The organism is Riemerella columbipharyngis (genome assembly GCF_900101995.1).
Classification (GTDB): Bacteria; Bacteroidota; Bacteroidia; order Flavobacteriales; family Weeksellaceae; genus Riemerella; species Riemerella columbipharyngis.
Window position 1 is genome coordinate 1 of sequence record NZ_FNAS01000016.1, and the last position, 12,795, is coordinate 12,795.

At 39.9% G+C, this 12,795-nt stretch carries 18 protein-coding genes; 10 read left to right on the plus strand and 8 right to left on the minus strand.

Annotated elements, in window-relative coordinates; all coding sequences use genetic code 11:
- The first annotated feature begins 138 nt into the window (after positions 1-138).
- Positions 139-828, plus strand: a complete 690-nt coding sequence (locus tag BLS89_RS08270) for a Bax inhibitor-1/YccA family protein (protein WP_092737404.1) — start codon at positions 139-141, stop codon at positions 826-828.
- A 365-nt stretch (positions 829-1,193) separates the two neighbouring features.
- Here the strand turns inward: BLS89_RS08270 and BLS89_RS10685 are convergent, their stop codons facing one another.
- The gene (locus BLS89_RS10685; RefSeq protein ID WP_176763279.1) at positions 1,194-1,376 is read right to left on the minus strand and encodes a hypothetical protein; all 183 of its coding nucleotides are present in this window, start codon (positions 1,374-1,376) and stop codon (positions 1,194-1,196) included.
- Positions 1,377-1,568: 192 nt separating this feature from the next.
- On the opposite strand from BLS89_RS10685, the gene BLS89_RS11235 reads away from it, so the two are divergent.
- Entirely contained in the window at positions 1,569-1,697 is a 129-nt protein-coding gene (locus BLS89_RS11235) for a hypothetical protein (RefSeq protein WP_262501488.1), read from the plus strand.
- Positions 1,698-1,887: 190 nt separating this feature from the next.
- Here BLS89_RS11235 and BLS89_RS08280 read toward each other — a convergent pair whose 3' ends face one another.
- From BLS89_RS08280 to BLS89_RS08295, 4 genes are all read right to left on the minus strand, one after another.
- Complete coding sequence (locus BLS89_RS08280; RefSeq protein ID WP_092737408.1) at positions 1,888-2,814, minus strand: DUF2586 family protein; 927 nt, start codon at positions 2,812-2,814, stop codon at positions 1,888-1,890.
- Entirely contained in the window at positions 2,815-3,039 is a 225-nt protein-coding gene (locus BLS89_RS08285; protein WP_092737410.1) for a hypothetical protein, read from the minus strand.
- 67 nt (positions 3,040-3,106) lie between these two features.
- Complete coding sequence (locus BLS89_RS08290; protein ID WP_092737412.1) at positions 3,107-3,988, minus strand: phage major capsid protein; 882 nt, start codon at positions 3,986-3,988, stop codon at positions 3,107-3,109.
- Between the two features lie 34 nt (positions 3,989-4,022).
- Complete coding sequence (locus BLS89_RS08295; protein WP_092737504.1) at positions 4,023-4,967, minus strand: HK97 family phage prohead protease; 945 nt, start codon at positions 4,965-4,967, stop codon at positions 4,023-4,025.
- Positions 4,968-5,167: 200 nt separating this feature from the next.
- Between BLS89_RS08295 and BLS89_RS08300 the strand changes: the two genes are divergently transcribed.
- The 6 genes from BLS89_RS08300 to BLS89_RS08325 all read left to right on the plus strand — a co-directional run bounded on the left by BLS89_RS08300 (position 5,168) and on the right by BLS89_RS08325 (position 10,620).
- Positions 5,168-5,593 carry a hypothetical protein gene (locus BLS89_RS08300; protein ID WP_092737414.1) on the plus strand — a complete coding sequence of 142 codons (426 nt, stop codon included), beginning with the start codon at positions 5,168-5,170 and terminating at the stop codon, positions 5,591-5,593.
- Positions 5,593-7,155, plus strand: a complete 1,563-nt coding sequence (gene terL / locus BLS89_RS08305) for a phage terminase large subunit (protein ID WP_092737416.1) — start codon at positions 5,593-5,595, stop codon at positions 7,153-7,155. The genes BLS89_RS08300 and terL overlap by 1 nt, the downstream gene beginning before the upstream one ends.
- Positions 7,156-7,160: 5 nt before the next feature.
- Entirely contained in the window at positions 7,161-7,655 is a 495-nt protein-coding gene (locus BLS89_RS08310) for a phage protein Gp36 family protein (RefSeq protein ID WP_092737418.1), read from the plus strand.
- The gene (locus BLS89_RS08315) at positions 7,648-7,944 is read left to right on the plus strand and encodes a hypothetical protein (RefSeq protein ID WP_092737420.1); all 297 of its coding nucleotides are present in this window, start codon (positions 7,648-7,650) and stop codon (positions 7,942-7,944) included. The genes BLS89_RS08310 and BLS89_RS08315 overlap by 8 nt, the downstream gene beginning before the upstream one ends.
- Entirely contained in the window at positions 7,928-9,133 is a 1,206-nt protein-coding gene (locus BLS89_RS08320) for a phage portal protein family protein (protein ID WP_092737422.1), read from the plus strand. The genes BLS89_RS08315 and BLS89_RS08320 overlap by 17 nt, the downstream gene beginning before the upstream one ends.
- Before the next feature lie 131 nt (positions 9,134-9,264).
- Positions 9,265-10,620: a phage minor head protein gene (locus BLS89_RS08325; RefSeq protein WP_092737423.1), complete on the plus strand. Its 1,356-nt coding sequence runs from the start codon at positions 9,265-9,267 to the stop codon at positions 10,618-10,620.
- Here the strand turns inward: BLS89_RS08325 and BLS89_RS08330 are convergent.
- Positions 10,617-10,808 (minus strand): hypothetical protein, encoded by a 192-nt coding sequence (locus BLS89_RS08330; RefSeq protein WP_092737425.1) that lies wholly within the window; start codon positions 10,806-10,808, stop codon positions 10,617-10,619. The genes BLS89_RS08325 and BLS89_RS08330 overlap by 4 nt on opposite strands.
- Before the next feature lie 50 nt (positions 10,809-10,858).
- On the opposite strand from BLS89_RS08330, the gene BLS89_RS08335 reads away from it, so the two are divergent.
- Positions 10,859-11,398 (plus strand): hypothetical protein, encoded by a 540-nt coding sequence (locus BLS89_RS08335; RefSeq protein ID WP_092737427.1) that lies wholly within the window; start codon positions 10,859-10,861, stop codon positions 11,396-11,398.
- Positions 11,395-11,847, plus strand: a complete 453-nt coding sequence (locus BLS89_RS08340; protein ID WP_092737429.1) for a hypothetical protein — start codon at positions 11,395-11,397, stop codon at positions 11,845-11,847. The genes BLS89_RS08335 and BLS89_RS08340 overlap by 4 nt, the downstream gene beginning before the upstream one ends.
- Before the next feature lie 71 nt (positions 11,848-11,918).
- On the opposite strand, the gene BLS89_RS08345 is transcribed toward BLS89_RS08340, so the two are convergent.
- The gene (locus BLS89_RS08345; RefSeq protein ID WP_092737431.1) at positions 11,919-12,158 is read right to left on the minus strand and encodes a hypothetical protein; all 240 of its coding nucleotides are present in this window, start codon (positions 12,156-12,158) and stop codon (positions 11,919-11,921) included.
- 143 nt (positions 12,159-12,301) lie between these two features.
- Positions 12,302-12,790: a helix-turn-helix domain-containing protein gene (locus tag BLS89_RS08350; protein ID WP_176763280.1), complete on the minus strand. Its 489-nt coding sequence runs from the start codon at positions 12,788-12,790 to the stop codon at positions 12,302-12,304.
- Between the last annotated feature and the right edge of the window lie 5 nt (positions 12,791-12,795).

The window sequence follows — 12,795 nt, forward strand, 5'->3', positions numbered from 1 at the left end:
CTACGAAAGTGGGAGAGTAGGTCGCCGCCAGTTTTTATTTTTGAAAAAGGTTGCATATATTTTGCAGCCTTTTTTTGTTTTTTATTTTTTGTATTTCTCAGGAAAGATGTATATTTACACCACTAAAATTTTATTGTTATGGATTATTCAAATAATTTAGTAGTAGCTTGTAATGATATTGAAAAAGGTATTTTCTATAGAAAAGTTTATTTTCATTTAGCTTTGGCTATTCTTGCTTTCATAGGGGTAGAATCTTTCTTATTGAATATTGTCCCTGATCAAATGATATTAGCAATGTTTCAGGGTAAGTTTATTTGGTTGTTTTTGATAGGGGCTTTTTGGTTAGGCTCTTTATTAGCAGATCGATGTACTTTTTCGGTGAATCGTTCAGTACAGTATTTAGGTCTCTTATTTTATGTCTTTTTAGAGGCTATCATCTTTTTGCCAATGATGTATATTGCCATGACATACTCAGATACTTCTGTTATTTATCAAGCGGCAATAATTACTTTAGCTCTTTTTGTAGGCCTTACAGGTGTGGCATTTACTTCTAAAGCAGATTTTTCCTTTTTAAGGAATATTCTTGTTATTGGTGGTTTTGTTGCTTTGGGAGTTATTGTAGCAGGGGCTTTATTTGGGTTTAATTTAGGCTTGTGGTTTTCTGTATTTATGATACTTTTAGCCGGAGGTTCTATTCTTTATCAAACACAAAAATTGAAATATACATTCACTAGTGGTCAGTATGTAGGGGCGTCTTTACAGTTATTTTCTTCGGTGATGCTATTGTATTGGTATGTATTAAAAATTTTACTTGATCGTAGAAAATAATTTTTGTATATTTATTAAACATAACCAAAATAAAAATGTTTCATTCTGAGGTATGACGATGTAACAAAATAGCCCATTAATTATTAGAAAACCTTGTTGTCACTATACTTTGAGTACAGAAGTTATGCAAATTTACGTATAATAAATAGAGATGAAAATTTGTATTTCTGTTTTCGTGTATAATTCGCAAAACGAAATGTGCAGTTTTTTAGAGGTATGGTTGTAATTTTTTTACACATTTAGTTCAAACTTTCTGCTATTTTTTTACAATACATAATATCTGTGTACTTTTGCTTATTTTCACATTCGGTAGGATTGCCTGTCATTTGTACAATTTGCCCTATGGAAAGGATTAACATTGCTTGCTATGCGTGTCTCCAGCCACTCACAAAGCTCCACGATATGTGACTTATTGCTTGTAAAATAATAAAACTTGAACCTTGTAGCATTTCCAACACTTCCAAATAATCCGTGAGCTTCCAATATTTATCGCTGGCATAAGTGGCATCGCTTGGAAAATCTTTCAAAGCCTCTCTAAAATGTTTCACAAAATTTCTCTTTTGTCCTTAAAATGGTAAGGGTGCTGTTTTAAATTCTATTCTTTTCATTGTTTATATTTAATTTTTCTTATCTTTGCGGAAAGCATTTTAGGTATGAAAAAATATATTTTTCTTATAGCTGTTTATTTAATTCTCTTATTTGTCTTTCCAGCTATAATAGGAGGAATTACCTTTGTCGCAATGGTCATTTTGATAGCTAATGTTTTCACTCGTTTCGTTACCAAACATTGTTTTTCTGACGATACAAATAACGATGAGAATTGGTATGATTTAGCTTCGGCTTACTTGCATTTCAAGAAAAAAGACTAACTCCCGAAGAGTTTTAAAAACATTTCGGCTTGGTTCTGCAAGCGCCAATGTTCCAACCATTGAGCTTGGGCATATAATTTATTCCACTCACTTACTTGCAGGCTCTCTGGGTTTATCCCAAAATTAGCCCTAATCAACGCATCGGCTTTCCACTTCTCTCTTTCCGTATATTGCGAGCCACAGAGCTCGCTTACAAGTTTTTTGCTTCGGCAGTGGTTTTCTGCATTCGCGCCATGAGCGCTTCCACCGCTTTGGCTTTGAGCATATCTCGTAGCTCTATTTCCTCGTCGGCTTTTACAATGTAATTGGCATAGGCAGACTGCACGGCTTTCATTTCGTTGGTCTTGCTAATTTTCGTTAGTGCTTCCAATTGCTGGGGTGTGTAATCGCCGAGCTTGGAGCCATCACAAAAGGCGGGCACATCCAATTCCAAAGCTTTCCACTCATCACCCGTTAAGGCTTTGTCGTAAGTGGTAGTTACTAAATTCTGACGCTCTACATAGGCCACGCTTTCGTGGACTTGGGCTTTGGATAACGCGCCCAAAATTGTCCCAATGCACGAGAGGGAGGGGTTGGTTTGGTGCAAAAAGTTTCCACGCCCTGCACCGTCTTGCCCAATGATAACGCTTACCTTGTCGCTTTCCATTGCGTGCAAATCTGGAAGAGAGGTCATCTCCGAAGTTTGAATTTTCAAGGAAAAAAGAATAGAAAGTGGCGTAATACGCTGGCTAAGTTCTTGGGCTATGGCTTGTAATTTCTTGACGCAAGTTTGCAGATTGGAGCTTGCCGTTTTAAAATCACAAACGGCCAATTGCCTAATTTTCCCTTGTGCGAAATTCTGTAATACTTTTACTTCGGTGTAGTTCTGGTCGGAAGTTGCTACCGCTTGCACATAAAGTTTTGCCCCTAAATTGATGCGAAAAAACTCGCTCACTTGATAGTGCAAAACAGGGTGCGAAGTGGCGGAAACCCCCAGTGCTTCCAATTCTTCCACCGATAAAATAAGGGCTTTTTCCACGGCTGTTTCGCCGTACACGATAAGTCCGGAGGTAGCGTCCTCACTGGCAAGGGTTCTGCCCAGCCCGCCGTTTTCTCTGATAAATTTAACGCCGTTCATTTATTTTTTCGTTTTGGTTTGTTTTTTATTAGGTTCTGCAACATCTTCGGTTGCTGTCTCCTCTACTTTTTCGGATTTATCCTCGCCACGCACTAATTTTTTAACCTTTTTATCCTCTAAATTTGAGGCGTAGTTTTTAGCGTCGTTTTCTGTATAAAAATATTTTCCGTCGGAAGTCTTATACACTACATCAAGCTGTGGGTTTTCTTTAAATATAGGTTCCATTTGATTGTTTTTAAATAATTGATAATTAAAGAAAAAGGGCTAAATAGGCTTAGCCCTTACATCCTTTTTAGATTAAAGCCGCACGCCATTTATCTTCCACAGGAGTAGCGATAAAATAATGACGATAACTGAGTAAATTGGCTTGGTTCTCCGGATCTTTCCCTGCCTCACTAAAATATTGTTTAGTGATACCGGTTTTCTTGGCAGTATTCTCCAATACAAAGGCTACCGATGCAGGTTTGTCGCCACTGCCAGCTACTTCGCCAAAGGCTTTTTTAGTCTTATCGGCTTTATAGTGTGGTGAGGCAATGTATTTTTTAATCTCAAAGCCTGCAATGACCGGAGAAACTTCTCCTGTTTTGTAATTGATAAGCTGGTCACCGAAGTTTTTGCGGTCCTTTAAAAGGGCGTTCCAGTGCTTGTTGCAAAGCACTAAACGGCGTCCCTCTTCTGGCCACTCGGCAGCATCGCATTTGTCTTTGAGGTTTACCAAATCCTCATAAGTACACCCCACAGAAGCATCGGCAATATCTAACACGATATTCCCTTTGGTAGGCTCGTCTTGTTGTGGTGCGATGGAGTGTAGGGCTTTTTTCATTTTCCTTGCTCCAATGGAGTTGGTTTGTGCTTTGGTAATGGCATCAATACGCTCGTAGCTCGCCCCTTGAATTTGGTCGTCGGTGAGTTTGGCGGGTTTGGTTTGGTATTTATCCAAGTTGATAACTACTTCGTCATCATCGTACTCTTGCACGGGAAGCGGATAAGTGTTGTTGTTAATCAACACCTCCGGTGCAAATTGTGTGGTGGGTACATGGATAATGTTTTTTTCACCCATTTGGGTAACATCGCCGTCAAGTTCTGCTACACCGTCAAGGAAATCGGCGTTGGCTCCTTTTTCGAGGGTTTGTCTTACTCGTCCCTCCCATATCTCTGGAAAATTCTTTGGCATAATTCTATTTTTTTTATTGGTTTTTAATTATTGTTTAAAGTGATTTTAAAATGGCTTTATAACCCTCTGGATTCGATTGTTTAAACGCCAATTGCTCCGTCAAACTCAATTTTTGAAACTCTTCCATGGTTTGGACCACTCCGCTTGGAGTTTTCACATCGGGCGAAAAGTTTTGTTTCGCTGGAATAGCCTCAAGCGCTGATTTGGCTAAATCAAAATTCTGATGAGCTAAGTCAATGAACGATTGCTGTTTGTCGGCGGTGATTTTGCCTTGTTTCACAGCAAGCGATACCATCTCGGTAATGGCTTTGTCTTTTTCTTCTTTTGCCTTTTTTTCATAGGCTTGTACTTTTTCCTCTGAAAGCTGGAGTTTTTGTTCTAAATCTTTCTTTTGCTTATCCAAGCTCAGCAATGCCTCATTGATTTGTTCGGCATCTAATTCCTGCGCTGTTGCAAATCCTAAGATGAGCAATGCAGCTGTGCTTAATTGTACTTTTTTCATATGTTCTGGTTTAAAATTTTCGTTATTTTCAATAGATAGGCACAGGTTCTGCACTTCATCGCCTGTTAAAAGTTTGTTGTCTACATATAAGCGCAAAGCATTGGCATTGCTGGGAATGGAAACGATACTTGCCTCTAAAAGCTCGCAAGCGGAGAGGATTAGCTCGCCATTTTCATAATGTAAATCCTGACGCTTAAAGGCAATACCCATACTTGCCCCTTTGATAACTCCACGCTCTACTTTGCCTGCAATTAAGGCGGCGTTTTGGTCCTCTGTATCAAAATCGGTATCGGCAGAGAGTTTGCCCTCTTCTGTCTGAATATCTTTCCATTTACCTATTACGGAAAGATTGGACGGATTATGCCCGTCGAGCATTACAGGATTTTGAGCAAAACGCTCCAAATTGATACCATCAGTTTTTATTTTAAAGCCGTACGAGTTGGCCTTTGTTTCATCGTTTAATATAAATCGTGGCATTTTCGTTGTTTTAATTTTGATTGAACACGGAGGTTGTCCGCTCTGTTTTACGGTGCAAATTTGGAATGTAAAAGACTGATATAAAAATAGTTGTTTGACTATTTGACAGGTTTGTATCAACATTCTACAATGTTGTCGCATGACGATACAATTCTTTTTTTTCAAGATATTTCTATTAGAATTTTGCCCATAAAAAGACAATGGCAAAGACTCAAACACGCCTCAAGGCAGAGGAATTTTATATTGAGAATTTAGAAATCACTTTAAAAGAAGTGGCCGGACATTTTAAGGTAACCGAAAAAACCATCGGCAACTGGGCAAAGGCGGACAACTGGGAACAAAAACGCCTCAATTTCCACGCATCGCCAACTGCTATAAAACAAAAGCTCCAGCAAGAGGCACTTCGTGTGGCCAATGGCGAACCCGCAACCTTTAACGCTGATGCTGTGAATAAACTCATGGCGGCCATTGATAGACTCAACAAACAAGCCGACCCCATTGTCATTCATAAAATTTTAAAGGAACTGGATTATTTCATTGCGGAGCAAGACCCGCAGTTTGCCAAAGAGTGCACCAAGTATCATAAACTTTTTTTACAATTAAAAATCAACAACATAGATAAGTAATGGGCAATAACAAATATTTAAAACTTTTACAGGATTACGACAAGCATTGCCAGCGTATTGCACAAGCAACTTCGGTTAAAGTAGGTGAAACCTCCAAAGAAAAAACCGAGCGTATAAGGCATTTAGAGGCGGATTATCTCCGCTGGTTTGCTTATTATTTTCCCAACTATGCCAAAAAACCCTCCGCGTGGTTCCACGCCAAGCTGGCGAGGCAAATTGTGAAACACAAGCGTTTAAGATTACTGGCAGAAATGTATCGCTCTGCCGGTAAATCCGTGCATATTGATATGGGTATTCCCTTGTATTTGTATTTGGCTAAAAATGATTTAAAGTTTATGCTTTTAGTGGGCGAGACCGAGCCTAAGGCAAAAAGGCTGCTTTCTTCTATACAGGCGCAATTGCAGTTTAATAATCGTATTAAAAACGATTACGGGCAGCGTTATTCTGCTGGGAATTGGGCGGATGGCGACTTTGCGACTTCCGACGGCGTGCGATTTATGTCGCTTGGCTTTGGGCAAAACCCACGAGGTGCCAGAGAGCAAGCCGAACGCCCCGATTACATTGTCGTTGATGATGTGGATAGTAAAAAATCCATCCACAACGACCGCATTATGCGCGAAGCAGTGGACTATATTACAGAGGATATTTGGGGCTGTTTTGACACCGACGAAGACGCTACCGAGCGTTTTGTTTTTGCCAATAACAACTTTCATAAAAACTCCATTACCAACCGCTTAAAAAGCTATTTCAAACAAGTAATTGCAGGGGAAGATAAAAAGGAAAAAAGCGCCCTGCATTTTGAAGTTTTAAGCGTTTGTGCCGTCAAGGATTTAATCAACTTTGAACCCGAATGGCCGGAGAAAACCAGTGCTGATTATTGGCGCAAAAAGTACGAAAAAACACCGCGCCGTTCTTTTATGCGTGAATATATGCACACCCACATTGAAGACGGTGCGATATTCAAGCACGAAAATATTTTGTATAAACCCGCCCTACCGCTTAAAAAATACGATGCGCTGTGCTTTTATGGCGCCCTTTCCTATAAGGCCAACGCTGATTACAAAGCGCTGGTTTTGGTAGGTATCACCGGCAAGGAATATCATATCATCACCGCCTATATGCAGCAAAAAAGCCGTGCCCATTGCGCCGAATGGCTTTATAATACCTACGAGGAGAACCATTTAGAAAAATTTAATATCCGCTATCTCATTGAGGGGCTTTTTGCAATGGACGATTTTGTTTCGGACTTTGACCGAGAGGGCGAAAAGCGTGGTTATTATATTCCAGTGGTAGCCGATAAGCGCCCCAAAACGGATAAGTTTGATAGGATAGAAAGTTTGTCGGGGTATTTTGAGCGTAAGAATGTGTTTTTTAACGCCAACTTAAAAGAAGACCCCGATATGCAAACACTCATTGACCAGTTCCTTGCTTTTGAGAAAGGAAGTGGGGCTCACGATGACGGGCCCGATGCTGTGCATGGTGCCTTTAACTACCTAAGCACGCGTACACGAAGAAATAAAAGCACCTACCGATTTGGCGCAAGAGTAAATAATAAATATTGAAAACTATGTTTCTACAAAAAGAAGATTTAAAAAACAACATTTACGGCTATCAAGTAGAGCAAATCACAGAGGGAGACGATAGCATTGTTTTACAGGCTATGGCAGCCGCAGAGCAAGAGCTAAAAAGTTACTTGCAAGGCAACAACAAACGCGAGTATCTGGACGGGCGCTTGCGTTATGATATAGATAAAATCTTTTCCGCACAAGGCGATGAGCGTAACGCGATGCTTTTAAACTGCGCTATCAATATTGCCAAGTGGAATATTATTGATTTATGTAATGCGGATATTCTTCACGAGCGAGCCAAAGAACGCTATGACCGCGCCACCCAATGGCTTAAACAACTCGCCAAAGGAGAGGTAAATTTACCAGACTTGCCCGTGCTTTCTGATGATGAAAACCAAAACCCAGACGGCACAGAAAAAATCGTTTTTGTATATGGCTCTCGACCTAAATTCAACCATAGTTTTGACCCTATAAATAAAATGAAAAATGAATGATATACAACTCACTGATGAGTACGATTTGGTGTTTAAAAAGGGGGATTTAGCCGTTTCTGAAAGCTCCGAGCGACACATAGAGCACTTGCTTATCGCCGCACAAGGAGAGTACAAAGAATCGCCCCTCACTGGCTCGGATATTCAAAAGGCAAAGCACGGCAAAATAGACCGAATGCTTGACCGCCATATACGCGTACAAATGGAAGCTGACGGCTTTCATTTGGAGCAATTGGCCATCACCGAAAAAGGAATACAAATCAAAGGCAAATACAATGAAAAAAACAAATAACAAAGCTACAAAACGAAGCAAAAATAACCCTGCACGCTATTTTAAAACCATTGAGCCAAAGGCTATGGCACAAACGCGCATTGATGTACAAATATGGAAACAAGCACAAGCACAAGCCTCTAATGTAGAACGCCCTAAAATGTTTCCATTCTACAATTTAATGCAAGAAATGATGCTTGATGCGCACGCTTATTCGCAACTGCAAAACCGCAAGCGCAAAACCCTTTCGGCTAACTTTTCACTCAAAAAACAAAACGGCGACACCCACGAGGAGCTTACGGATAAATTCCAGAAATCTAAACTCTCCAGCGATATTATTTCGGCAATTTTGGATGCGGAGTTTTACGGGCATTCTCTCATTGAATTTGCCTATAATACCGAAAGCCTCAACCTTGAAGCTCCGCTGGAAATGGCACTTATTCCACGCCAAAATGTAATTCCCCAAAAGGGCGAGCTTGTCAAAGACTACACCGACGATAGAGCGATAAAATACCGCGAGACGCCCGAGTTTGGCACTTGGCTGTTGGAGTTTTCTGGCAGTGAACCGCTGGGGCTTTTAAACAAGGCTGTGCCACATATTTTATTCTCTCGTTTCGCCCAATCCTGCTGGTCGGAACTGTGCGAGATTTACGGCATTCCACCGCGCGTGATGCACACCAATACGCAGGACCCGTATGCCTTGAAACGTGCCGAAAAAATGATGATGGATATGGGTGCCGCCGCGTGGTTTATCATTGACGACACCGAAAAATTTGAGTTCGCCAATACCGGCACACCCGCCAGTGGCGAAGTCTATAACGGACTCATTAAGCTCTGCCGTGATAATATTTCACTTTTGATTTCTGGGGCTATCATTGGGCAAGATACAAAATTTGGAAGCAAGGGCAAGGAGCAGAGCTCGCAGGAAATGTTGCAGGAGCTTATCAATGCCGACCAAACGATGGTAGAGTTTTATATGAACGATAGTGTTTTGCCCGCACTTGCACGCATTGGCTACTTGGAAGAGGGGCTAACCTTTGCCTTTGACCAAGTAGATGATTTGGCGGAGCTTTTCGACAGAACCATTAAACTTTTGCCCTATAAAAATATTCCAGATGATTGGATAAAAGAAAAATTTGGTGTGGAAGTCTCCGGTGAGCGGGTAGCACCGAACACAGGACAAAATTTAGCCTTAGATTTTTTCGACTAAGGGCTGAAAATACTCAACGCTATTTTTCAGCCCTGCACCAAAGTTTAGAGGAGCAATACCAGCCCTGCGATTGCCCCTCTTGCCAAGCGCAAAGGGAACACCTTAATTTAAATAAAAAGCCCGCCCATGCTATGGGCAAGTTTAAACAGGTTTTAAACTATGCTGAAAAGGCTTTTAAAACGCTTTACGAAAAGCAAGGTTACCACCCAGAGGATTTGGCACAGATTACCGAATATAAAGGCTTAATTAATAAAACGGCGGAGATTTTAAGCGAACAAATCCCCTATGAAACTCCTGCCGAAATGCGCCAATATCTGGAGCAGGATGTGTTTGTTTTCTCTGGATTAAAAACCCACGCCCAGCTAACAGAGGCACGCTCTTACCTCAAAGATGAACAGGGCAATTTAAGGGCTTACCACGATTTTGAACAAAAAGTTTTAAAACTCAATGAAAAATACAACCACCATTATTTGGAGGCAGAGTATGAATTTGCCGCGCATAGTGCTATAAGTGCCAGCCAATGGGCAAATTTAGAAAACGACACCGAGCGTTATTGGTTAGAATACCGCACCGCCGGCGATGAACGCGTAAGAGCCTCACACGATGCCTTGCGTGGGGTATGCTTGCCTAAAACCGACCCTTTTTGGGATAGTTTCTACCCACCCAATGGCTGGCGATGCCGTTGTGTAGCCGTAGAAGTTTTAGCAAGAGAAAAAACGCTTACCGATAGCCAAAAGGCACAAGAAATGGGAGAAAAAGCCACTACCCAAATAGGCAAAAATGGCAAAAATAAACTGGCAATGTTCCGTTTCAATGCAGGAAAAAATAAAAAGATTTTTCCGCCTGAAAATAGCTATACCAAGGTAGTTGGAGCCAAAGAAGCTAAAAAGGCAGTGGAGGACTTATTGAAAAAGGATTATGAAATACTACTGCACGAAGACACTGGTTTTAAAATAATCCTCTCCGATATTAAAAAGCGTTATATGGAGGTTTTTCCTAAAATAGATATTGAAAAGCGGGCTTCGGTAAGGATGTATACTACCTCTTTTTATGATGAACTGAATAAGTTTAACAGAAAGATAGGGCAAGGAAGCCCCGAGAGGAAAGACTTTTACCACGCCATTACCCGCACCATAAATAAAGCCTTAGACGAAATCCCCGACCGATTTACAGGTAAGGTGTATCGAGGCGTGGAATTTAGTAAAAGAAAGAATAATTTAGATGTTTTGGAGAGCTATAAAAAAGCCTTTGAAACAGGGGAGACTATCATAGAGAAAGCACATTTATCTACTTCCTATGATGAAAAATCAAAATTTAATGGAAATGTTATTTTTGAAATAGAAGCTAAAAATATCGCCATTATTGAAAAACTTTCGCGATTTGGTTCGGAAAAAGAAGCATTATTTAAAGCAGGTCAAGAGTTTAAGGTTACAGATGTAATAGATAAAGGAAATGATGAATATTTGATAAAAATGACACAAATTTAACTTACGGTAGATTGCATTTTATCAGCCCAACGGCGTTCTTCTTCCAAAACTTGCTTTAAGTCTTCAGAAGATAGTTCAGATTGTAGCTTTTCAATTTCTGCAGTATACCACTTGGCTCTATCAAACGCATCTAATTCTTGAGGAGCTTTTAGTTCTTCTACCGCTTTACGATACTCTTGCAGTGTCATAATACTAAATGTTTTTAGAGCACAAAGTTACAAAAAAATAAATATAAACTATGAAACCCGAAGACTTTTTAAAAACCACACTCACGGATATAAAGGTAAAGATCAGCGAGGAGTTTGATAGAAACTTTGAGCGCAAAGCCTTTTTTGATAAGAAATGGAAACAGCCTAAGCTCATCAACCGCCGTGGCTCTGTAATGATACGAACAGGGAAACTCCGCCGCTCTATCAGTTCAAAGCTCACCCCCAAAGGCATTGTTTTCACCAGTGCAATGCCTTACGCAGAGATGCTTAACAACGGCGGAGAAATCATCGTTACCGAGAAAATGAAACGCTTTTTTTGGGCAAAATATTACGAGAGTTCTGGGGCTATCAAAACCACAAAAACAGGTAAGGTTTCCTACTCCCAACGAAATAAAAAATTAAGACTTGAAGCCGAACAATGGAAAGCCCTTGCGCTTAAAAAAGTAGGCTCTAAAATGAAAATAGAACCACGCCAATTCATTGGGCATCACCCGCAAATTGATAACACCATTAGGGAAATTGTAAATAAAAACCTCAAAGAATTAGAAATAAAACCTTTTAAAAAATGAAAACACTTTTAGAAAACTTACAAGCCCGCCTTTCAGAAGTTACCGAACTAAAATATATTGATGAAAACTGGGGGCAGTTAGACTACTATTCGCCCAATATGCCTGTACAATGGCCGTGCTGCCTTATAGATATAGCACAGGCGGATTATTCCAATATGGGGAAAGATTTTAGTAAAAAGCCCAAAGACAGACAGAATGTCAGCCTTTCGGTGGAGTTTACCCTTGCTAATGTAAAGCTAACCAATACCAGCCTCAAAGCCCCACAAAACCAAAAAGACAACGCGTGGGCAATCTTTGAATGGGCGGAGAAAATTCACGAAAAACTGCACGGCTTTTCGCCTTTGGAAAACGCCTCCAAAATGCTCCGTTTTTCCTTTGGGAGAGTGCAAAGAGACGACGGCGTGCAGGAGTATAAAATCATCTATCATTTAGAGATGCACAATGTTTAGCAGACAGCATCCGTAGGCAATATTTTTCTGGTAAATAAACAAAAGGCAACGGAGGCTATTGCCACTTGCTTTTACAAGTCAAAGAGTGTGGGTTGTGTACGGTTGATTTCTTGCAATTCTTCCTCAATGGGTGTATTTAAAATGCGATACAGCGTGTGGCGGCTGATATGAAATTTAGGGTAAATAAACTCTCTGTGAATCACCGAAATGGGAATATAACGGCAATCGTGTTTGTTAAACTCGTCCATTACATCTTGGTATCTGCGGAGTAAGTTTCGTTTTCGTCCTATTTGCATTGATTTGGTTTGCATAACGCAAAGATAACAAACTAAAAAACACCTGAATATTCAAGTGGTTTAATGGAAAAAAATTAAACTTCATCTTCCAATTGCGGGTCTGGGTATCAATAAAATCTATAAGTATTGAATTATCAGTTTCTTAGTGATTTTTTCTTTTATCTAATTGTTCCCAATAATCCAAACTGATAGTCAATATTATCATTCAATTTATTTTTTCTGTAATCTTTTGGAAATACTCCTTTCATACGAGTAAAAAACTTTGTGAAAGCTGATTGATCCGAGAAATGAAACTCATCCGCTAATTGGGTTATTGTTAGATTTATAGTCTTTAATTTTATGGCTGTCTCAGAGGCAAGAGTTTGATGAGTAAAATCGACAACTGTATGTCCATTCATCTTTTTCACTATACGGGAGAGATAAGTAGTACTCATGTGAAGTTTATCTGCATAAAATAATAAATCATGATGTGCCTTATAATGTTGATGAACCAGTTGTAGAAATGCTGCAAATATACCACTACAATAAGGAACCATATCAATGTGCTGTTCTTGTATTTCTATCAGATTCAAACTTATAAGTTGCATAATAGCAATAATTGCTTCATTTTGTGTTTTAGACGGACGGTGAATACGTTTTCGCAACATATCCA